General features: G+C 65.6%; 17 protein-coding genes. 13 read left to right on the top strand and 4 right to left on the bottom strand.

The genetic code is table 11. The annotated features are described in order from the left end of the window. Nucleotides 1-33 precede the first annotated feature (33 nt). From ATC04_RS11625 to ATC04_RS11605, 5 genes are all read left to right on the top strand, one after another. A complete protein-coding gene (locus ATC04_RS11625) occupies nt 34-393 on the top strand; it encodes a GntR family transcriptional regulator (RefSeq protein ID WP_047118773.1) in 360 nt (119 codons plus the stop codon). A 36-nt stretch (nt 394-429) separates the two neighbouring features. After that, complete coding sequence (locus ATC04_RS11620; protein ID WP_047118774.1) at nt 430-1,347, top strand: ABC transporter ATP-binding protein; 918 nt, start codon at nt 430-432, stop codon at nt 1,345-1,347. 8 nt (nt 1,348-1,355) lie between these two features. Continuing rightward, nucleotides 1,356-2,039: a hypothetical protein gene (locus ATC04_RS11615; protein ID WP_231735970.1), complete on the top strand. Its 684-nt coding sequence runs from the start codon at nt 1,356-1,358 to the stop codon at nt 2,037-2,039. Nucleotides 2,040-2,370: 331 nt separating this feature from the next. Continuing rightward, a complete protein-coding gene (locus ATC04_RS11610) occupies nt 2,371-3,372 on the top strand; it encodes an exonuclease domain-containing protein (protein ID WP_047118776.1) in 1,002 nt (333 codons plus the stop codon). Between the two features lie 96 nt (nt 3,373-3,468). After that, nucleotides 3,469-3,858: a hypothetical protein gene (locus ATC04_RS11605; RefSeq protein ID WP_047118777.1), complete on the top strand. Its 390-nt coding sequence runs from the start codon at nt 3,469-3,471 to the stop codon at nt 3,856-3,858. Nucleotides 3,859-3,928: 70 nt separating this feature from the next. Here ATC04_RS11605 and ATC04_RS11600 read toward each other — a convergent pair whose 3' ends face one another. Next, on the bottom strand, nt 3,929-4,870 hold the full coding sequence (locus ATC04_RS11600) for an ADP-ribosylglycohydrolase family protein (RefSeq protein ID WP_052772310.1): 942 nt from the start codon (nt 4,868-4,870) through the stop codon (nt 3,929-3,931). Between the two features lie 52 nt (nt 4,871-4,922). Between ATC04_RS11600 and ATC04_RS11595 the strand changes: the two genes are divergently transcribed. The 3 genes from ATC04_RS11595 (at nt 4,923) to ATC04_RS11585 (ending at nt 10,578) form a co-directional block, all read left to right on the top strand. Further along, nucleotides 4,923-6,089, top strand: a complete 1,167-nt coding sequence (locus ATC04_RS11595) for an exonuclease SbcCD subunit D (RefSeq protein ID WP_047118778.1) — start codon at nt 4,923-4,925, stop codon at nt 6,087-6,089. After that, complete coding sequence (locus tag ATC04_RS11590) at nt 6,086-9,190, top strand: SMC family ATPase (protein ID WP_047118779.1); 3,105 nt, start codon at nt 6,086-6,088, stop codon at nt 9,188-9,190. Before ATC04_RS11595 ends, ATC04_RS11590 begins: the two co-directional genes overlap by 4 nt. A 158-nt stretch (nt 9,191-9,348) precedes the next feature. Next, nucleotides 9,349-10,578: an MFS transporter gene (locus tag ATC04_RS11585; RefSeq protein ID WP_231735969.1), complete on the top strand. Its 1,230-nt coding sequence runs from the start codon at nt 9,349-9,351 to the stop codon at nt 10,576-10,578. A gap of 105 nt (nt 10,579-10,683) precedes the next feature. On the opposite strand, the gene ATC04_RS11580 is transcribed toward ATC04_RS11585, so the two are convergent. Further along, nucleotides 10,684-11,379, bottom strand: coding sequence for a helix-turn-helix domain-containing protein (locus ATC04_RS11580; protein ID WP_047118781.1), 696 nt, complete (start codon nt 11,377-11,379; stop codon nt 10,684-10,686). Between the two features lie 279 nt (nt 11,380-11,658). Here ATC04_RS11580 and ATC04_RS11575 point away from each other — a divergent pair, with 279 nt between their 5' ends. Beyond that, entirely contained in the window at nt 11,659-13,029 is a 1,371-nt protein-coding gene (locus tag ATC04_RS11575; protein WP_047118782.1) for an MFS transporter, read from the top strand. A gap of 119 nt (nt 13,030-13,148) precedes the next feature. Here ATC04_RS11575 and ATC04_RS11570 read toward each other — a convergent pair whose 3' ends face one another. Beyond that, nucleotides 13,149-14,162: a LacI family DNA-binding transcriptional regulator gene (locus tag ATC04_RS11570; RefSeq protein ID WP_047118783.1), complete on the bottom strand. Its 1,014-nt coding sequence runs from the start codon at nt 14,160-14,162 to the stop codon at nt 13,149-13,151. 111 nt (nt 14,163-14,273) lie between these two features. After that, nucleotides 14,274-15,953, bottom strand: coding sequence for a glycoside hydrolase family 13 protein (locus ATC04_RS11565; protein ID WP_047120660.1), 1,680 nt, complete (start codon nt 15,951-15,953; stop codon nt 14,274-14,276). A 266-nt stretch (nt 15,954-16,219) separates the two neighbouring features. Between ATC04_RS11565 and ATC04_RS11560 the strand changes: the two genes are divergently transcribed. The 4 genes from ATC04_RS11560 (at nt 16,220) to ATC04_RS11545 (ending at nt 21,174) form a co-directional block, all read left to right on the top strand. Next, a complete protein-coding gene (locus ATC04_RS11560; protein WP_047118784.1) occupies nt 16,220-17,482 on the top strand; it encodes a maltose ABC transporter substrate-binding protein in 1,263 nt (420 codons plus the stop codon). A gap of 129 nt (nt 17,483-17,611) precedes the next feature. Beyond that, the gene (locus tag ATC04_RS11555) at nt 17,612-19,207 is read left to right on the top strand and encodes an ABC transporter permease subunit (protein ID WP_047118785.1); all 1,596 of its coding nucleotides are present in this window, start codon (nt 17,612-17,614) and stop codon (nt 19,205-19,207) included. Next, nucleotides 19,207-20,100, top strand: a complete 894-nt coding sequence (locus ATC04_RS11550; protein WP_047118786.1) for a sugar ABC transporter permease — start codon at nt 19,207-19,209, stop codon at nt 20,098-20,100. The genes ATC04_RS11555 and ATC04_RS11550 overlap by 1 nt, the downstream gene beginning before the upstream one ends. Before the next feature lie 84 nt (nt 20,101-20,184). Beyond that, complete coding sequence (locus ATC04_RS11545) at nt 20,185-21,174, top strand: hypothetical protein (RefSeq protein ID WP_152666813.1); 990 nt, start codon at nt 20,185-20,187, stop codon at nt 21,172-21,174. Nucleotides 21,175-21,192: the final 18 nt, after the last annotated feature.

The raw sequence follows: 21,192 nt of genomic DNA, 5'->3' as shown, positions 1-21,192 counted from the left end.
AAGGTGTGGGATCGGGCGTGGAGAGGAGCAAAGATGATCGATGATTCCAAGCCGATCTTTATGCAGATTTCCGAACTGATCGAAAACGACATCATTTCCGGAACCCTGCCCGAAGAGTCGCAGGTTCCATCCACCAACGAGTTCGCCGCCTTCTACCGGATCAACCCGGCAACCGCCGCCAAGGGCATCAACAGGCTGGTGGAAGAGGGGCTTTTGTACAAGAAAAGGGGCATCGGAATGTTCGTCGCCCAGGGCGCGCCGGCCAAGCTGCGCAGCAGCCGCCGGGAACACTTCGCCAAACAGTTCGTCACACCCTTGACCGCCGAAGCGGCCAAGCTCGGGATCGAAATGGATGAACTGATTGCCATGATCAAATCAACCTCGGCCGGTTAACACCGCCGGACTTAGAAGCACAGGCAGGAATGAGCCATGAGTGAAACACCAGCCATCACCACCCGGGACCTGGCCAAGACCTACAAGGATGTCAGGGCGCTGGATGGGGTCAGCCTCAATCTCGCGCCGAACCGGATCTACGGGCTGCTCGGACGCAACGGAGCGGGCAAAACCACGTTGATGTCCATCCTCACCGGGCAGAACTTCGCGGACCGGGGCACGGCTGAAATTTTCGGGCACACACCCTTTGAGCATGACCCCACCTTGGCGCGGCTGTGCTTCATCCGCGAATCGCAGAAGTACCCTGACGATTTCAAGGTCCGACAGGCATTCAGCGCCGCGGCTATCTTCTTCGAGAACTGGAACGAGCAGCTCGCCCAGGACCTGGTGAAGGCCTTCAACCTTCCGCTCAATCGGCGGATCAAGAAACTTTCGCGCGGCCAGCTTTCCGCGGTGGGCGTGATCATCGGGATGGCCTCGCGTGCCGAGATCACCTTTTTCGACGAGCCCTACCTGGGACTGGACGCCGTGGCCCGGCAGATCTTCTACGACCGCCTGGTCGAGGACTTCGCGCAGCACCCGCGCACCATCGTGCTCTCCAGCCACCTGATCGACGAGGTCGCCAACCTGCTGGAGCACGTGATCGTGATCGACCAGGGCAGGATCATCATCGATTCCGAGGCCGAGGATCTGCAGGGCGCGGCGGTCACCGTCACCGGCAGCGCCCAGAAGGTCGAGGAATTCATCGCCGGCTACCCGGTCATCCACCGCGATGCACTGGGCTCGCTGGCCAGTATTTCCATCCGCGCCCGGCTCACCGCCGAACAGCGCGAACGGGCGCAGATCCTGGGGCTGGAACTCAGCCCCGTATCGCTGCAGCAGCTGGTGGTCCGCAGCACGCTGAGCTCCCAATCGGACCGGGAACAGACTACCGAGAGGCAGGCCATCAAATGAGCCGCATCATGAAAGTCGCACGCATGCAACTGATCAACAAGTGGACGTTCATCGGCATCCCCCTGATCGTGCTGGCCGGATCGTTCCTGTTCACCCTGGCCGTCTGGTACCTGGTACGCCGCGGCGGAGGCGAAGGAACCCTCTACGGCGGAGGTGCCCAGGCGCCCATGTGGTACTTCCTGGCCCTCGGCATCCAGGCCCTGACGCTCACCTTCCCGTTCGCGATGGCCATGAGCGTCTCGCGGCGCAGCTTCTACCTGGGAACTCTCGCGCTGTTCGGCGGCTGCGCCATGGTGCTGGCAGTCTTCTACTACCTGATGGGCCTGCTGGAGGAGGCCACCGGTGGCTGGGGAGTGGACGGCCGGTTCTTCGCCCTGCAGTGGATCGCCGAGAACAACTGGCTGACGCAGATCCTGTTCTACTTCATGCTCACGGTGCTGCTGTTCATGGTCGGCTTCTACGCCGCGACGCTGTACATGCGCTGGCGGACCACCGGAGTGCTGGTCTTCACCATCGGACTGGGGCTTGCCCTGCTGGGAACGGTTGCGCTGATCACGCTGACCGAAAGCTGGCCCGAGGTCGGCCGCTGGCTGGCAGGCTGGACCGCGGCGGGGGTCACGGCACTCGGCGCAGGACTGGCCGTCCTGCTGGCGGGATCGTCCTACCTGACCCTGCGCAAGGCCACCATCTAGGGCACGGGAGACGAAGTCCTGGAGATACGGCGGACCGGGGAGCCTGTGCGGAATGCGGCAGGACCCCGGTCCGCCGTTGCCATGCCCGCTCGTCGTGCGGCCATGTGAGACGCCTTGCGGGGTGGATGCGGAAACCAGAAAGTAGTCGCGGCCCGGCAGGCCGTCCGAATACCGATGAAAACACTGGTCACCACGAAGATGCGGGGATCTGGAGCGGCACCTTGGCAACTCGGCCCGCAACCCGTCCGCCCACGAGAAGGTGCCGCCGGGAGCGCGCCCCACCAGGCCTGCGTCACAGCCAGGAGCTGCAAAGCAGAGTAAACTGTGTGGCGTGGCTTTGGACTTCACTGCAGTAGATTTTGAGACAGCAAACGGATTTATCGGCTCGGCCTGCTCGGTCGGCCTGGTTAAGGTACGCTCCGGGCGCATCGTTGAAACCGAGCAATGGCTCATGAAGCCGCCGGCAGGATTCGACCATTTCGACCCGCGCAACGTCTCCATCCACCACATCACCGCAGACATGGTCGCCGACGCTCCGCGCGTGGATACGAAGCTGCCTGACCTGCTGGACTTCGTCGGCTCCGACGTGCTCGTGGCGCACAATTCCGCCTTCGACTCCGGGGTGATCCGCGCGGCTTCCGAGGCCAGCGAGCGCCCGGTGCCGCAGATCGCGCACCTGTGCACCGTCAAGCTCTCCCGCAAGGCCTACGACCTGCCCAGCTACTCGCTGCCGTTCGTGGCCGAAGAAGCCGGCCATCCCATCGAGAACCACCACGAGGCGCTCGCCGACTCCGTGGCCTGCGCCTGGGCGATGATCGACATGGCCGAGCGCAGCGGCACCAGCTCGGTGCTGCAGACCGCCGACCACTACCGCGTGGGGCTTGGCCTGACCCAGGCCTGGAACCCGGGCGACGCGCTTTCCCGTGCCACCCGCGACGCGCAGGGCTGGCTTGCCTCCGGCAACCCGCTGCCCCCGCAGGGTGAGTTCGGCAACTGGCCGCAGGAAGGCCCCAACCCGCAGCCGAACCTGGATTCGGATCCCAGCCACCCGCTCTACGGCCAGGTCATCGTGTTCACCGGCAACCTGAGCCTGCCGCGGCCCAAGGCCAAGGAAATGGCGGCCGAGCACGGCGCCCAGTCGGCATCCCGCGTCACCCGCGCCACCACCGCACTGGTGGTCGGCGACGGCTTCGTCCCGCAGGATCTGGCCACCGGCCGGCTGACCAACAAGGCCAAACACGTGCTGCGCCTGCGCGAAAAGGGCCAGCGCGTGTCCATCATCTCCGAGGGCGAATTCCTGCAGATGGTCGGCGGTTTCGGGCTGACCGCCTAGGTGCCAGTTCACTGGGAATACTGCTGGTGTTCACCTCCGGCACGCCGCGCAGCTGATAGGTTTGCACTGAACTAGCCGCCGAACGAAGCACTGTGCATGATCGATTTTCTTTCCGAACCGCCGGCAGGTTTTGTCCTGTCGCTGGCGGGACTGCTTTTCGCCGCCTGCCTGGCCATCTTCCTGGCCCGGCGCACCCGCATGGCCCGTTGCGGCGCCTGCATCGCCGGGGGCGCGGTCCTGCTGACCGGCGCTGCAGCGCTGGCCATGCTGTGTCCGCTCTCCTTCCAGGGGGCCGCCTGCGGCATGCCCGCCGGGGCACTGGATCTGGGCGCCGCGGCCGGCGAATGCGGGATCGTCGCCAAAACCGTGTTCGACACCGCGCTGTGGCTGGGCCTGGCCGGAGCCGCCGCAGCGTTCCTTAGCTTCGCCCCGGGACTGCGCACCACGCAGCCGGGAAGCGCCGACCCGCACGGCACGCACGCATAGCAGGCCACCTAAAACAGAACGCCGCACACCCCGAAGGGTGCGCGGCGTTTTTATCCGGGCTTGGTGCGGGCTAGACGAGCAGCGCCATCCAGCGGTCGTGCAGCTCGGAGATGATGTCATCCAGCGCGCTGGCTGGGCGTTCGCCCACCGCATCCGAGCCGTGGATGGCCGACAGCAGGGCCACCGCGTAGGCGTCGACCTCCGGATCGCGGACCACCTCGGCCTGGGAGGAAGCTGCCGGCATGGCGGCGATGTCCGAGTCCTCCTCGGCCTGCTCCTGCTCGTCCTCGGCGAAGTAGGCGTTGTAGGCGTCGACCGGCGACTGGCCGAGCCCCTCGCCGACGCGGGACACGATCTCGCGCAGCGCCTGCGCGGCGGTGCCTTGAAGCGGCTCCAGCAGCTGCTGCCACTCGGCGGCGGCGTCCTCGCCGCGTTCCATGGCGGAGCGGATGATCTTCGCGGCGGCGATGCAGGTCTCGGCGGCCTGGGCGTCGTGGGTGAGGTACGCGGCAGCGCGGGCCAGGGTCGCGGTGGTGCTCACCGGCACGCGCCCGAGCAGCGCGGCGATCGCGGCGCGCGGCAGCACGCCGGTGGAGTCGGCGCCGGGACCTGTCGGGCGCCCGGGCTGGCCCATGTCCTTGGAGTCCAGGCCGGCAAGGTTCAGCGGGTCGCCGGGGTGGATCGTCTCGAAGATCTCCACGCGGGAGAATTCCTCGTCGATCCAGCGGTTCAGCGGCTGCGGGGCGTTGTCCGGGAAGGACCCGGCCAGCTTGTTGTAGCCGCGCAGCGCGGCGAGCCACATGCAGGCGGCTTCGTCGCTGGCCACCCCGTCGTTGGCCCATTCGAGGGCTTCGAGCAGGCCGTCGGCCAGGTAGAGCGGGAGGATTTCGGTGGCACCGGGATCGATGTCGTCGCGGGCGTGGGTTGCGCCGTCGGCCAAGCCGAGCAGGATGGCGAACACCTTGTCTGAGTAGTTCTCTGGCAGGAGTGCAATTTCACCGGTTTCATTCACATCTCCCAGTCTAATGTCCTTTGTGTCGGTGGTTTTGCATAAGGTGGGTTTTATGCGATTGCTTCACACCTCAGACTGGCATTTGGGCCGCACCTTCCACGGCGCTTCGCTGCTTGAATCCCAACGGGCGGTCCTCCAGGAGATCATCGACATCACCCGCGAGCGGAACATCGACGCGGTGCTGATTGCCGGGGACATCTACGACCGGGCGCTGCCCCACGTGGATGCGGTGAAGCTGTGCAACTGGGCGCTGCGCGAGCTGGCCGGCACCGGGGCGCGGATCATCATGACCAGCGGCAACCACGACTCCGCCTCGCGGCTGAACTTCGGCGCGGACCTGCTGGACGCCGCCGGGGTGCACATCATCGCGGATCTCGAGCGCATGCTGCAGCCGGCGGTGCTCGACGCGCCGGACCACCGGGTGGCGATCTACGGCATTCCGTACCTGGAGCCGCGGATGGTCATGGACCAGTTGGGCGTGCAGAAGGCCACCCACCAGGCGGTGGTGGCCGCTGCCATCACCCTCATCGACGAGCACCTCGAACAGCTGCGCGCCGAGGGCACCGCGGTGGTCTGCGTGTCGCTGGCCCACCTGTTCGCCGCCGGGGGAGTCGGCAGCGATTCGGAACGCGAACTGAGCACCGGCAACCTGGACGTGGTCCAGGTGGAGCTTTTCGAGCACTTCGACTATTCGGCCCTGGGCCACCTGCACGGCCGCCAGCAGGTGCGCGAGCATGTGCGCTACTCGGGCTCGCCGCTGGCCTATTCCTTTTCCGAGGCGAACCACAAGAAGGGCGTGTGGATTATCGAAACCGGCCCGCAGGGGATCGCCGGCATCGAGGAGGTGCTGCTGGGTGTCCCGAAGCAGCTGGTGATCCTGCGCGGCGAGCTGCAGCAGCTGCTGGCGGACCCCGAGCTGGAATACGCGGTGAACGCCTGGTGCCAGGTCACGCTCACCGACCCGGAACGCCCTGCCGACGCCATGCAGGCGGTCCGCGGCCGCTTCCCGGACACCGTGGTGCTGAACTTCGACCCGCAGGGAATCGAGGACAAGGACAAGCCGACCAGCTACGCCGAACGGCTGGCCAAGGCAGCCAGCACCGAGGAGGTTGTCCAGGACTTCATCGAGCACGTGCGCGAACGCGCGGCCGATGAAGCCGAACGCGACATCCTCCAGTCAGTCATCCAGCGCACCCGAGAGGCACAGGTCAGCCGATGAGAATCCACAAGCTGCAGATCCAGGCGTTCGGCCCGTTCGCCGAAACCGAGGTGGTCGACTTCGACGAGCTCGCCGAGGGCGGGTTGTTCCTGCTCGACGGACCCACCGGCGCCGGCAAGTCCAGCATCCTGGATGCCATCTGCTATGCGCTCTACGGCTCGCTGCCCGGCAACCGCACCGGCAGCCGCCAGATCCGCTCGGACCACGCCGCCGCCGGGCTTGAACCGCAGGTGGTCTGCGAACTGACCATTGGCAACCGCCGCTTCGAGGTGACCCGCTCCCCGGCGTGGATGCGCCCGGCCAAGCGCGGCAAGAACAAGGTCACCGAGCAGAAGGCAGTGAGCCTGCTGCGCGAATTCACCGGCGGCGCCTGGGAGCAGCTCTCCACCCGCAACGACGAGGTCGGGCAGGTGCTCGGCGGGCTGCTGGGGCTTGACCGCGACCAGTTCACCAAGGTCGTGATGCTGCCGCAGGGCGGCTTCGCAGATTTCCTGCGCGCGAAGGCCAAGGACCGCGAGGAGTTGCTGGCCAACCTCTTCGACACCAGCGACTATGCCGCCATCGAGGTCGAATTCGCCGCACGCCTGGCCGCCGAGCGCCAGAAGACCGAGGCGCTGGAATCGACGCTGGCCGCCAGCGAGAATGCGATCCGCGCCGAGGCCACCGGCTTCCTGGCCGTCCATGAGGTTCTCGAACCGGTTGCACAAACGGGTGGCGGCGCCGAGCCCGCCGTGGACATCGCGGAGGAAATCGGGGACGACCCGGCCGCCGAGGCAATCGGCGTGGAGCAGGAATTCGAGGCCTACCAACAGCGGATCGTGCGCACCCACCACCGGCTCGCCGACGCCGCAGGCCAGCTGCGCACCAAGCTGTCCGCCGCGCGGGAGCGTTCGGCCAACCTGGCCGAGCAGGTCCGGGTGTTCGCCCGCCGGCAGGAGCTGGCGCAGCTGAAGGCGGCCTACGCCGAACAGCATCCGGCCGCGGAAGCCGCCGGGGAGAAACTCGACCGCGATGCCCGGGCCGTTGCCGTCAAGGCCTACAAGGAGCAGGCCGACCAGGCCGCGCAGAAGCACCGGGCCACAGCCGCCGCCTGGCGCGAGATCCAGGCCAAGCTTGCCAAGGAATGGGATGTCACCGGCCAGGCCGACGCCGACACCCAGCAGCGGCTGGCCAAGCTGCTCAAGGACAACGAAGCGGAGCTGACCCGGGCTAAGGACGCGGCCGCTGAGGAGGCCGGCCGTGCCGGGCTCGTGTCCAAGCTCGACGCGCTCACCGCCCAGGTCGCCGCCCAGCAGAGCGCCAAAACCGCAGCCGACCAGCAGCTTGCCGTCTTGCGCGCCGAACGCGCAGCTCTGGAAGAACAGGATTTGGACCAGGAATCCGCGGCCGCGCTGGTGCAGCAGCTGCGCGAATCCACCCAGCTGCTGGCCAGCCGTCTGGAGCATGCGAAGACCCGCGACAAGCTGGAAAAGACCTTGGCAACGGCCGAATCGGACTTCGCCGCACAAAGCCTGAAAGTTGTCGAGGCTGAAAAGTCGCTGGTTGCGCTGCAGCGCCAGCAGCTGGAACAGAGTGCCCTGCGCTTGGCCGCGGCGTTGGAAGACGGCCAGGCCTGCCTGGTCTGCGGCGCCACCGAGCATCCGAACCCCGCCCAGGCCGATGCCGGAGCGGAGCTGGTCGATGACGAGCAGATCCAGCGGCTCGACGACGCAGTCCGCGCCGAACGCGCCACGCTGGATGCGGCCACCAGCAAACGAGACATCGCCGTCACCAAGTTCGAGGCCGCCAGCGAAGCGGCCGCCGGGCAGCCCGTCGACGTGCTCGGCGAGCAGCTGGCCGCCGGCGCCAAGCAGCTGGAGACCGCCGAGCAGGAACAGGCCCGGATCGCCGCGGTGATCAAAAAAATCGATCGGCTGCGCACCCGGATCGAATCGGAAGCGGAGCGCGCCACGCAGGCAGCGGTGGAGCATGCAGCCGCGGTGAAGGCCGCCGAGGCGCTGGCCGAGAAGCTTGCGGACCTGGATGCCAAGCTGGAGAAGGTCCGCCAGGGCCAAGGCAGCCTGGAGCAGCTGGTCGACAAGCTGCAGCGGGCCGTGGCCGACTACACCCGGGGGCACAACGCCGTCTACCACTATCGCGAGGCCGATGCGGCGGCGCTGAAGGCGGAGAACACCTGGCACACCGAGCGCAAGGCCGCAGGCTTCCCGGATCCGGCCGCCCACGAGGCCGCGCTGCTTCCTCAGGCCGAGCGCGCACAGCTGCGCGCGCTGGCCGCCGCGGATGCCGACCGGGCCAGCTCCATCACCACCCTGGAAGCCTCGGAGGACTGCCGTCGCGCCGCGAAGCTGGCCGCCGAGGGCATCGAGCCTCCCACCGAACTGGATCTCGAACTGGCCGCCGAGTCGGTGGCCCAGGCGGATGCCGATTTCGAGCAGGCCCGCGAGCGCGAAGTGCTGGCGCAGACCACCGCCACCCGGCACGAGCAGTCGGTGGCGGCGTTGGAGGCGCTGCGCGCGGATTCAGGGCCGGTGATCGAGGCCTACCGGCGGCTTCGCGGGCTGGCCGACGTCATCCGCGGCGGGGGAGAAAACCTCTACAAGATGACGCTGAGCACCTACGTGCTCGCCGCGCGCCTGGAGGAGGTAGCAGTGGCCGCCTCCCAGCGCCTGGATGTCATGTCCGGCGGGCGCTACTCGCTGCACCACGACGACTCCAAGCAGGGCAACAACAAGTCGGGGCTCGGCCTGCGCGTGCTGGATGCCTGGACCGGCAAGCACCGCGAAACCCAGACGCTCTCGGGCGGCGAGACCTTCATGGCCTCGCTGGCCCTCGCCCTGGGGCTGGCCGACGTCATCTCGCACCACTCCGGCGCGGTGGACATGCAGACCTTGTTCGTGGACGAGGGCTTCGGCTCGCTGGACGCCGAGACCCTGGAGCAGGTCATGAGCGCGCTGGAGAACCTGCGCGCCGGCGGGCGGACCATCGGCCTGGTCTCGCACGTGGCGGAGATGAAGCAGCGGATCACCAACCGGGTGACGGTGGTGAAGACCCAGCATGGTTCGCGCATCGAACGCGAGGTGCAGCCGCTGGTGTCCATCTAGAACTGGACATGTCCGGTGGGGCTGGCTATGTTGAGGATAGTGCCAATCGGCATATTTGGGCAGATTGTGCGTCGGGGGGTGTGGGACGACGCACGCTTCGTCATGGAGTTGTGTTGTCTCAACATATCTTGTCGCGCGAAAATGCTGAGGAATCCGCGATGAAATCCGGATATTCGGCGCTGGTCCCCATGGTGGGACTGCCATACATTCCGCTGACCTTCCTGGCCCGCCTTCCGCTGGCCATGCTCACCATCGGTTCGATGACCTTGGTCACCGCCAACACCGGTTCCTACGGCCTCGGCGGCCTGGCCGCTGCGATGGTCGGGCTCGGCTCGGCCGTGGGCGGGCCGAGCATCGGCTACCTGGCCGACCGGCGCGGACAGCGTCCGGTGCTGCTGGCCGCCGCGGTGCTGCACACCATCTTGCTGGTCACCTTCACGCTGTTCGCCAATTCCGGCTCCGAGCTCGCCGTCGGAACACTGGTCGCCCTGAGCCTGCTGGCCGGCGCCACCGGTCCGCAGGTCGGCCCGATGTCCAGGGTCCGCTGGATCGCCATGTCCCGCAGGCAGAACCAGAAACCCAAGACGCTGACCGCCGCCTTGAGCCTGGAATCCATGCTCGACGAGCTCGGCTTCGTGTTCGGACCGGTGGCGGTCGGCCTGCTGGCCTCGCTGGTCTCCCCGGTGCTTCCGCTGTATCTGGCCGCCGCGCTGACCATCGTGCTCGTGCCGCTGTTCGCCATGCACCGCACCGCCGGGGGTCTGCAGCCGGGAGCCGCCGCCCATTCCGCCGCCAAGGTGAAGATCACCGCGGGACAGGTTGCCGCGATCGGTTCTCTGGTGCTGAGCATGATCGCGCTGGGCACCGTCTTCGGTTCAACCGCCGCCGGCACCCTGGCCTTCGCCGGGGCGCAGGGCGACTCGAACCAGGGCGGCCTGCTCTACGGCGCCATGGGCGTCTCCAGCGCCATCGCCGCGATTTCCGTCGCCGCCTGGCCGCAGGGCTTCAGCCAGATCAGCCGTTGGATCGCCTGCGGCGCCGCGCTGAGCGTGCTCAGCTTCGGGCTGCACGTGGCCGATTCGACCCCCTGGATGCTGGCCGCGTTGTTCGTGGCAGGCTTCGCGGTGGGCCCGGTGATCGTGACCGTGATGACCCTTGGCGGCGAGGTCGCGCCGCCGCAGCGACTGTCCACCGTGATGACCATGCTCTCGGCGGGCATCGTCGTGGGCACCGCCATCGGCAACGGACTGGCAGGCCTGCTGGCCGACTCGCTGGGCTACCTCGGAGCATTCTGGGTCGCCACCGGGGGAGCCTTCGTGATCCTGTTGGCCGGCGTGATCATGAAGGTCCTCGCCTCCCGGGCCGCCTCCCTGAAGCGCGTCCGCTAGGACCTGCAGCTTCACGCACGAACCCGCCGATGGAATTTCCGGATTCCATCGGCGGGTTTGTTTTTCGCGCTCGTATTTCAGCCAGCGTGTCCAGCCGGCTGGCGCTTAGCTGCCCAGCTCCTCGGCGATGTTCAGCGCTGCTTCCTTCAGTGCGCGGATCACGCTGTTCCGGTCGGTGACGGTGCTGGCCGCGAATACCACTGCGAGCGACGCCGGGGTGGTGAGCGGGCTGGGGATCGGCACGGCGATGGACGCAACGCCTTGGATGACCTCGTTCTCGCTCGTGGCGTATCCGTCGATCCGGGCTTCGCGCGCCTGCGCCCGGTATTCGATCTCTGTATCCAGCCCCTGCCACTGTTCCTTGGTGTACATGGACTGGATGGCGATGCCTGCGGCGCCGACATCCATGCCGTGCACGGATCCGGGCCGGTGCACGATGGCGCTGTGCGAATGCAGCGGTTCCACGGATTGCAGCGTGGTGCACAAATCGTGTTCCCACACCGCGAGGAACGCGGTCATGGAGAGCTTGTTGGCCAGCGTGGTCAGTTCGGGCGTCGCCGCGGCCTGCAGATCGCGCTGCACCGAACGGGCCAGCACGGCAAGTCCGGAGGCGGGTCGGATAAGCCCGGCGTCGTCCCGGCTCAGCAACCGGTGGTTTTCCAGCGTCCGGATAATGCGGTAGGCGATCGAGCGGTGCACTTCGAGCTCGGCGGCGACCTCGGCGATGGACAGGTAGGTCGGTGAGGCGGCGACGATTTCCAGCACGCGAATGCCTCGGGAAAGTGTCTGCGAAGTTGGCATGTCGATAGTCATTCTGGCGCGGGGCGGACCAGGAACAGGGCCGGGCACCGTTGGTTTAAGCGAATGGGAATTCTGGTCCTCGTGTTCTCTATTAGAACAGATCGCGCTGGCGGTTCGTTAATTTCGTGGGTAACCCGGCGATTTTTCGTGACCCGGACCTCGCTGCTGTGAAATATGGATCACTCCATGTTGTGAGGTGATTCACTTGTCGTTTATAGTGTTGTCTACGTAACTGTCCGAACGGTCGGTAACTTAATTCGCATCAAGGGATCATTCACTATGTCTCAGAACGTTTCGCGCACTCAGGAGGAGCGCCGGGTCCTTGCCGGCACCCTGGTGGGCACCACGATCGAGTGGTACGACTTCTTCATCTTCGCCCAGCTGACGGCAACGCTGCTGACTCCGCTGTTCCTCGCCCCGCTGGGCGAATCGAACCCGGGTCTGGCACAGATTCTCTCCTTCGCCATGATCGGCATTTCTTTCTTCTTCCGCCCGCTGGGCGCCATCGTCGCCGGACACCTCGGTGACCGCTATGGACGCAAGCGCATTCTGGTCCTGACACTGATCCTGATGGGTGTAGCCACCGCGTTGATCGGTGTGCTGCCGACCTACGCTGCCGTGGGCATCGCGGCACCGATCATGCTCGTGGCGCTGCGCATCATCCAGGGCTTCTCGGCCGGCGGAGAGTGGGGCGGCGCGGCCCTGATGGCCGTTGAGCACGCCCCGGACACCCGTCGTGGCTACTTCGGCGCCTTCCCGCAGATCGGTGTGCCCCTGGGCATGATCCTGGCGACCGGTCTGCTGTACGTCCTGCGCATTTCGATGACTCCCGAGCAGTTCCAGGCGTGGGGCTGGCGCATCCCGTTCCTGATGTCCGTCGTGCTGATCATCGTCGGCTACATGATCCGCCGCGCGGTGGAGGAATCCCCGATCTTCAAGCAGATGGCACTGCGCAAGGCTTCGGAGCACACCCCGCTGAAGGAGCTCATGCGGAGCAACTTCAAGCAGGTGATCCAGGCCGCACTGATCTTCATCTCGAACAACGCCGCCGGCTACCTGGTGATCGCGTTCTTCATCTCCTACACCACGTCCGTGCTGAAGATGCCGGTCGCGCCGGTCCTGCTTGCGACCACCATCGGCTCGTTCGGCTGGCTGATCTTCACCTTGGTTGGCGGTTGGCTGTCCGATGTCATCGGCCGCCGCGCGACATTCGTGATCGGCTACGCGCTGGTGTTCGTCTGGATGATCCCGATGTTCCTGCTCGTGAATACCGGCAACATCATGCTCTACGGCGTGGCGGTCTTCGTATTGACCATCGGTCTGGGCCTGTCCTACGGGCCGCAGTCGGCCATGTACGCCGAGATGTTCCCGGCGCACATCCGCTACTCGGGCATCTCCATTGGCTACGCGCTGGGTGCGATCCTCGGCGGCGCGTTCGCTGCCACCGTGGCGCAGATCCTGCTCGAAGCCACCGGCAACTCGATCTCCATCGCCATCTACATCATGGTGCTGACCATCATCTCCGTGGCGGCTGTGCTGTGGGTCGGCGAGACCCGCGGGCGTAACCTGCACGTGGAGGACATCGACGAGGAGCTGGCGGCCGCGGCCGCCCACGAGGCAGAGGTCGAGCGCAAGCACCACTCGAACTAGTCTCAGCCGCCGATGCCGGCGTAGCTATCCAAGGCCCAGGCGGCCCGCGTTCGACGCGGGCCGCCTGGCCCTTTTCGGGACGTAAACCTGGGAGCAAATAGGGCTGCTTCCAGGAGTGGCTAATGGTCGGCCGGCGGCCGGCTGGTGGAGTTGCGTACGATCAGTTCGTGGCCCAGTGTGTGGGCCCGTGCTGGTTCCTCCTTGCGGATGGAGCGCAGCAGCATCGCAACGGCGAGTTCACCCTGCTCGTGCGGAAGCTGCCGGATGGTGGTCAGTCCGAAGAACTCGGCCAGTTCGTGGTCGTCCACGCCGACCACCGAAAGCTCGCGGGGCAACTGCATTCCCAGATCCCTGGCAGCTAGGATGGCGCCGATAGCCATTTCGTCGCTGGCTGCGAAGATGGCGGTGGGACGGGCATCCGGGTTTCCCAGCAGCTGCTTGGCCACCGTGTATCCCTGGGCCATCGTGAAGTCTGCGCCGACGCACAGAGCCTCATCGAGGTCGATGCCAGCTTCGGCCAGCGCACGTTCGTAGCCGATGCGCCGGTGGGAAGGGACACGGAAATCCACATCGGTTTCCGATGAACCACCGATGTAGCCCACTCGGGTGTGCCCCAGGGACAGCAGGTGCGCCGTGCCCAGCGCGGATACCGCTTCGTCGTCCACCTGCAAAGTCGGGACACCCGGCAGCGGACCACCTACTCCGACCAGCGGCTTGTCCAGTGCGTGCAGGGCCACCACTTCGGTCTCGCTGAGTTCGACGTTCACTGCGATAACTGCGTCGACCCGTTGGCGCTGCAGGAAATCGGAGAAGATCTGGTGCCGCTGTGCGGGATCCTTGGTCAGCTGGTAAAGCGTGGTGTCGTAGCCCTCGCGCATCAGGGCCGTGCAGATGCCCTCCAGCACGCTGGCGTAGAACCAGTGGTTGATTACCGGTACCAGTACGCCGATGTTCCGGGTGCGCCCGGAGGCCAACCCCGAGGCGGTGGAAGATACCACGTACCCCAGATCGTGGGCGGCCTGCTGGACCGCGGCCAGCGCGCTAGGGGAAACGTTGCCGCGTCCGGAAAGCGCGCGCGAAACGGTCGCCACGGAGACGCCCGCGGCTCGGGCTACGTCCTTGATGCCGGCCAAGAAATTCCTTCCGACACAGTGGTGGATGAAAATACAAAATAGGTTTGACTGGGCGCGACGGAACCGGGAAGGCCAGTCGCGCCCTGTTCACCAGACTACCTGCTGGGGCGATCAGCCGCGTAACCATACAGTGGATTCCGCTGCGATCTGCCGTTCCGACGGCTGAGGTGCGCTGGAGGCGATGACGGTCAAGCCTATGGTGCAGGCAGGCAGCTCGCGCTCGGAGCCTGCGAAGCTGGAGACCACCACCACGTCATTGTTCTTGAAGGCCAGAACGTCGGGGTCGCCGGTGTCCAGCCATTCCAGTGTCCCCACCCCCAGATCGTGATTGCGGCGCAGTCGGAGTAGAGATATGTAGAGGTTCAGGGTGGAGTCGGGGGTCGCGCTTTGAACGTCCCGGGCGTAGTCTTCCCACCCCGCGGGCTGCGGCAGCCAGCTGTTTCCAGTGGGGGAGAAGCCCGCAGCGGGTGCTCCTGTTTCCCAAGGGATCGGGACCCGGCAACCGTCCCGGCCGTAGCGTTTGCCGTTGGTGCGGAACCAGGTCGGATCCTGGCGCGCTTCGTCCGGTAGCTCGACGGCTTCCGGGAGCCCGAGTTCCTCGCCCTGGTACAGGTAGGCTCCGCCGGGCAGCGCAAGCATCAGCGTGCTGGCCGCATGGGCGCGGCGCAGGCCGACGGCGGGATCAGGGAGGTTCGGGGTCAGCGGGCCGATGCCCTCGCCCTGGGGGTTGTCCTCGGTCAGCGCCAGCCGGGTTGCATGGCGGACCACGTCGTGGTTCGACAGCACCCAGGTGCTCGGTGCGCCGACGGCCGCGAATTCCCGCAGCGATTCGTCGATCGTGGTGCGGATCTGGGCGGCGTCGAAGTCACAGGACAGGTACGGGAAATTGAAGGCCTGGTGCATTTCGTCGGGGCGGACCCACTTGGCCATCAGGGACAGCGGGCTGACCCAGGCTTCCGCGCACAGCACGCGTTCGCCCTCGTATTCATCCAGTACCTTGCGCCAGTCGCGGTAGATTTCATGCACGCCATCCTGGCCCCACCACGGGGCGAGCTCCTCCGTGCCGCCCATCGACGCGCCGGTCGGGTCGACCTCGTAATCGGGAAGTCCGTCGGCTTTGATCAACCCATGCGCCACATCCACCCGGAAGCCGTCGGTTCCGCGGTCCAGCCAGAACCGGAGCACGTCACGGAACATCGCCCGGACCTCCTCGTTGTGCCAGTTGAAGTCCGGCTGCGAGGAATCGAAGATATGCAGATAGTACTGTCCCGGGGTGCCGTCAGGATTTTCCGTCTGCGTCCACATGGGACCGCCGAAGACCGATTCCCAGTTGTTCGGGAGACCTTCATCCGGCGCATCGTGGAAGATGAATCGCTCACGCTCGGGGGAGCTCGGCGCGGCCGCCAGCGCCTGTTGGAACCACGGGTGCTGATCCGAACAGTGGTTCGGCACCAGATCCACGATGACGCGCAGCCCCAGCTCGTGGGCGCGGGCGACCATCACATCGTAGTCCTCCAGCGTCCCGAACAGCGGATCGACGTCGCAGTAGTCCGACACGTCGTAGCCGGCGTCTTTTTGCGGGGATGTGAAGAAGGGGGACAGCCAAATGGCGTCGACCCCGAGGTCTGACAAGGATTGCAGCCGTGCAGTGATTCCGGGGAGATCACCCATGCCGTCGCCGTTTGCATCAGCGAAGGAGCGTGGATAGATCTGGTAGATCACCGAGGAGCGCCACCATTCGGCTGCTGCCTCAGGCTCTCGGGTCTCTGCGAGGGAGCGGATTTCAGTCATGACGGTAACCATAAACGAATTTTCAGCATATGTAAACGCTTGCATTTTTGGCCAACTAGACGCCGCTAGGTGTTGCCTGTTTTAGGGAATCTGGTACGAAAATGACTGATTTACGTGAAATTCTTGTCAAAGGGCATGATCTATGCCACTCTGGAAACGCTTACATTCGAGTTGCCACTCGCACTCGAAAGAACCGACCGGCCCATACCGCGGTGAATCGCAGTCGATCCGGTCCTCTGGACAAAGTTGTCACGAAAGGACACCCCATGATGGTGAACAAGCGCTCCCTTCTTCTGGGTGGGGCGGTGACCGCAATTGCGGCGCTTTCCCTGACCGCCTGCGGTGGTTCGAACAGTTCAGCCCCGCAGCCTTCGGAAACGGCTGCGCAGTCCTCGCCGGCCGCCGCCGAAGCCGGATCGCTGACCGTGTGGGTCGATGCCAACCGCGAGCCGGTCCTGAAGGAAGCCGCAGCGGATTTCCAGGCCAAATCGGGCGTCAAGGTCGATCTGGTGATCAAGGACTTCTCCAAGATCCAGGAAGACTTTCTCAAGCAGGTGCCGACCGGCAAGGGCCCGGACATCACCATCGGCGCCCACGACTGGCTGGGCAACCTCGTCAACAACGGCGTAGTCCAGCCGGTAGAGCTCGGCGACAAGAGCGCCGACTTCCAGGATGTCGCCATCGACGCGATGAGCTACGAGGGCAACACCTACGGTGTCCCGTACGCAACGGAAAACCTGGCACTGCTGCGCAACAAGGATTTGGTCGACAAGGCCCCGGCAACCTTCGACGAGATGATCGCCGAGGGCGAGAAAGCGGGCACCGATTTCCCGTTCCTGGTCCAGGTCTCGGAGCTGGGCGACCCGTTCCACGCCTACCCGTTCCAGACCTCCTTTGACGCTCCGGTTTTCGGAACCGATGAAAACGGCGCCTACGATCCCAGCGACCTTCGAATCGGCAACGAGGGTGGCCTTGAATTCGCCCAGTGGCTTGCCGACCAGGGCGAGGCCGGCACGTTGAAGACCTCCGTGGATGCGGATATCGCCAAGGAGAAGTTCATTTCCGGTGATTCGCCATTCCTGCTGACCGGCCCATGGAATGTGGACGCCGTCGAAGACGCCAAGATCGACTTGGCCATCGACCCGATCCCAAGCGCCGGCGGCGACGAGGCGCAGCCGTTCGTAGCAGTCCAGGGCTTCTTCGTTTCCTCCAAGACCGAAAACCTGCTGGCGGCAACGGAGTTCCTGACCAACTACATCGGCAGCGCCGAGGTCCAGACCAAGCTCTACGAAGTGGGCAACCGTCCGCCCGCCAACAAGGAAGCCTTCGAGGCGGCCAAGTCCGATGAAACCATCGCAGCCTTTGGCGCGGTCGGCGAAGACGGGGTTCCGATGCCGAATATCCCTGAAATGGCGGCCGTTTGGGAATTCTGGGGAGTCGCCGAAGCAGAGATCATTTCCGGCAAGGCCGATCCGGCCAAGCGCTGGAAGCAGATGACCACCGATATCGAGAAGGCCATCTCAAAGTAGCACCGCAGCACGTCCGCGTGCGTGACGCGTCGGAGCGGCAAGCCGCCGCTCCGACGCGTCCAGCCCTCTGCAGTGCGGCACTCCTCGCACCGCGCGTTCGCCGACCTCCGACCCAGGAACAAGCCACAAATGTCACTAACCCACCAGAAGCCGCCGCGCAGCGGCGACACGGCGCAGGCCGGCGCCCTGTCCCCGGTCGCCCAGCGGCTGGCCACCGCAGCGTCAACCTCCACCGGCTTGATCCTGGCCAAGATCGCGATGATCGGCATCGTGGACGCCACCGCCATTTTCGCGTTGTTCACCGCCATCGGCCGCGAGGCCTGGGCAATCGCCGCCGTGGTTGCCGTGATCACGCTGGTGATCAACGTCGTGTATTTCAAGCGGGGCTGGCTGCCGGCCAAGTACCTGCTGCCGGGCACCATCTTCCTGCTGATCTTCCAGGTGTTCGTGATCGGCTACACCGGCTATATCGCCTTCACCAACTACGGTTCGGGCCACAACTCGGACAAGGACGACGCAGTCATGGCGCTGCTCCAGTCCAACCAGAGCCGCGTCCCGGACTCCCCGGGGCTGCCCGTGACGGTGCTGGATGACGGCGGTGAATTGTCGCTGCTGGTCGAGCGCGACGGGGTGCAGATGGCAGGCACCACGGAGCAGCCGCTGGAGCCGATCACCGCGGATGAGCTTGCCGGATACACGCAGCTCAGCTTCGCCGACCTGCTCGGCCGCCAGCAGGAAGTCACCTCCCTGGCGGTGCCGATGAGCGATGACCCGGCCCAGGGGTCGCTGTGCACCTCCGACGGGCGCACCGCCTACCAGTACACGTCGAACCTGGTCTACGACGAGGCCGCCGGAACCATGACGGACTCCACCACCTCGGTGGTCTACAGCGACACCGGCGTCGGCGCCTTCACCGCCCCGGACGGCACCCAGCTGATGCCCGGCTGGTCGATCAACGTGGGCTTCGACAACTTCGCCAAGGCCTTCACCGACTCCTCCATTCGCACCGCCTTGGGATCGGTGACCGCATGGACCTTCGCCTTCGCCCTGCTGTCGGTGGCCACCACCTTCTTCCTGGGCCTGTTCCTGGCGCTGGTTTTCAACGACCTGCGTATGAAGGGCCGCAAGATCTACCGAGTCATCTCGATCCTGCCCTATGCCTTCCCGGCGTTCCTGGGCGGCCTGGTCTGGGCAGGCATGCTCAACAAGGATTTCGGCTTCGTGAACCAGGTGCTCTTCGGCGGTGCGCCGATCCCATGGCTGACCGATCCGTGGCTGGCGAAGTTCTCCGTGCTCTGGGTCAACCTCTGGCTCGGCTTCCCCTACATGTTCCTGGTCTGCACCGGGGCGCTGCAGTCGATCCCGGATGAACTGGCCGAGGCGGCCAAGATCGACGGTGCCAAGCCGTTCCAGGTCTTCCGCCTGATCAAGCTCCCGCTGCTGCTGGTCTCTGTGGCCCCGCTGCTGATCAGCTCGTTCGCGTTCAACTTCAACAACTTCAACGTGATCTACATGCTCACCGAGGGAGGACCGCGGCTCGAAGGGGCAGGGCTCAACGTGGGCTCCACCGACATCCTGATCTCCATGGTCTACAAGGTCGCCTTCGTCGGCTCCCAGCGCGACTACGGCCTGGCCAGTGCATTCTCCATCATCATCTTCGTGCTGGTCTCCGTCATCGCGGTCATCAGCTTCAAGCAGACCAAGGCTCTGGAGGAGCTGAACTAATGTCGACGCAAACTCCCGTCCAGCAGCCCGCAACACGCCGCAGCTTCGGAAAATGGTTCGCTACTACCGGTTGGCGCCACCTGATCGGCGTGGCGCTGTGCATCTACGCGGCGTTCCCGCTGTTCTACGTGCTCTCGGCGTCGCTGAACCCCAACGGAACGCTGCTCTCATCCAACGGGTTGTTCACCCAGCTCGGCCTGCAAAGCTATGTCGACCTGTTCCGCAACGAGCAGCGGCCCTTCGCCGCTTGGTTCGGAAACACCCTGCTCATCGGGTTGACCACCGCCGCCGCTTCGGTATTCCTCGGCGCACTGGCGGCCTACAGCTTCTCGCGCATGCGTTTCACCGGGCGCCGTTTCGGATTGGTCAGCCTGCTGGTCGTCCAGATCTTCCCGCAGCTGCTGGCAGTCGTGGCCATCTTCATCCTGCTGACCTCGCTGGGCGATGTGTACCCGGCTCTGGGGATCGACAACAAGATTGCACTAATCATGGTGTACCTGGGCGGAGCGCTCGGCGTGAACACCTACCTGATGTACGGATTCTTCAACACCATCCCGGTGGAGATCGACGAAGCCGCCAAGATCGACGGCGCCGGCCACGCCAGGATCTTCTTCACCATGATCCTGCGCCTGGTCGCACCGATCCTGGCCGTGGTGGGGCTGCTGTCATTCATTTCCAGCACGTCGGACTTCGTCATCGCCTCGGTTGTGCTCGTCTCGCCGGAAAACCAGACACTTGCGGTGGGGCTGTACTCCTACGTGTCCGAGGAGTTCACTTCCAACTGGTCGGTGTTCGCCGCCGGGGCGGTACTGGCGGCGCTGCCGGTCATGGTGCTCTTCCTCTTCCTGCAGAAGTACATCGTGGGCGGTTTGACCGCCGGCGCGGGAAAATAGCGCGTCGCCCCCGTGCAGCTGGAGCGCGCCGCGCGAACCGCCAGACGATCGCCAACTCTCAGGCTGGCCACGTAAGCTGGATGGATGCAATCTCATCTGCCGCGGGCCGCGCGCAACTATCTTGAACAGCTGCGTCGGGAATTGAGTTTTCTTTCCGACGCCGAGCGCACCGAGATCCTTGCACATACCCGCGAACAGATATCCCGGCTACCCGGCAAGGGCCGGCGCAAGTCCGAACTGCTGCGCCGCCTGGGGGAGCCGGCTGCGGTCGCCGCCGGGTTCACCCCTACCGAACCAACGGAGCTGAAGGTCAGCGGCGGCCGCCAATTCCTGACCCGCATTCTGGCCTGGCCGATCTTCGCGCTGTCGGTGCTCACCGCCGCGCTGCTGGTGCTCGGTTCGCAATTTGTTGCGCTCGCCGAGCCGTTGTCCTTCGGCTACGTCGACGGCACGATCTTCGGCACCCTAGCCGAGCTGGAATTGTCGCTGGGCTCCGCGGTGATGATTTTCGCCTTCATCCCGGTGCTCTTCAGCCTGCTGCCGCTGGTTGTCCACGGAATTCCCGGCCTGGTCCTGCAGGTCATTGGAGCGTTGGCGACCACCGCCGCCTGCGTACTGGGACTGGCGAGCCTGGGCGCGTTCCTCCTCCCGCTGGCGGTGCTGCTCTGGGCGCAGGTGTTTACCCCGCTGCTGATGATGCGCGGATCCATGGCCAGCCCCGGTCCGGCCTGGCTGATCTGCGCTTCCGCGGCCCTGCTTGCGGCCATCGGCTACACGACCTACCGTGGCCTACAGGGCTTCACCGGGAATGCGTGGCTGATCCTTGTTCCGGCGGCGGCGCTTGCGGCCCTGGCGCTGCTACTTCCGATGCGGCGGCGCTGGAGCCACATCGCGTTGATCGCCACCGGCCTGCTGGTCACGGTCGCGGGCTTCATCGCGGCGCTGCCGACCACCTACGAAGCGCCGCTGCTGTGGCCGTGGCTTGCCGGGGCGATGTCCTTCGCCGGCGGCCACCTGGCCCTGGCCGCCGGCATGTGGCATGAACGGGCGCGAAACCTGCTGGCGCTGTTGTAACCAGGGGTCGTTGCCGGA

This window comes from Arthrobacter sp. YC-RL1 (genome assembly GCF_001454985.1).
GTDB lineage: Bacteria > Actinomycetota > Actinomycetes > Actinomycetales > Micrococcaceae > Glutamicibacter > Glutamicibacter soli.
This window is presented reverse-complemented; position numbering and strand designations above follow the sequence as displayed.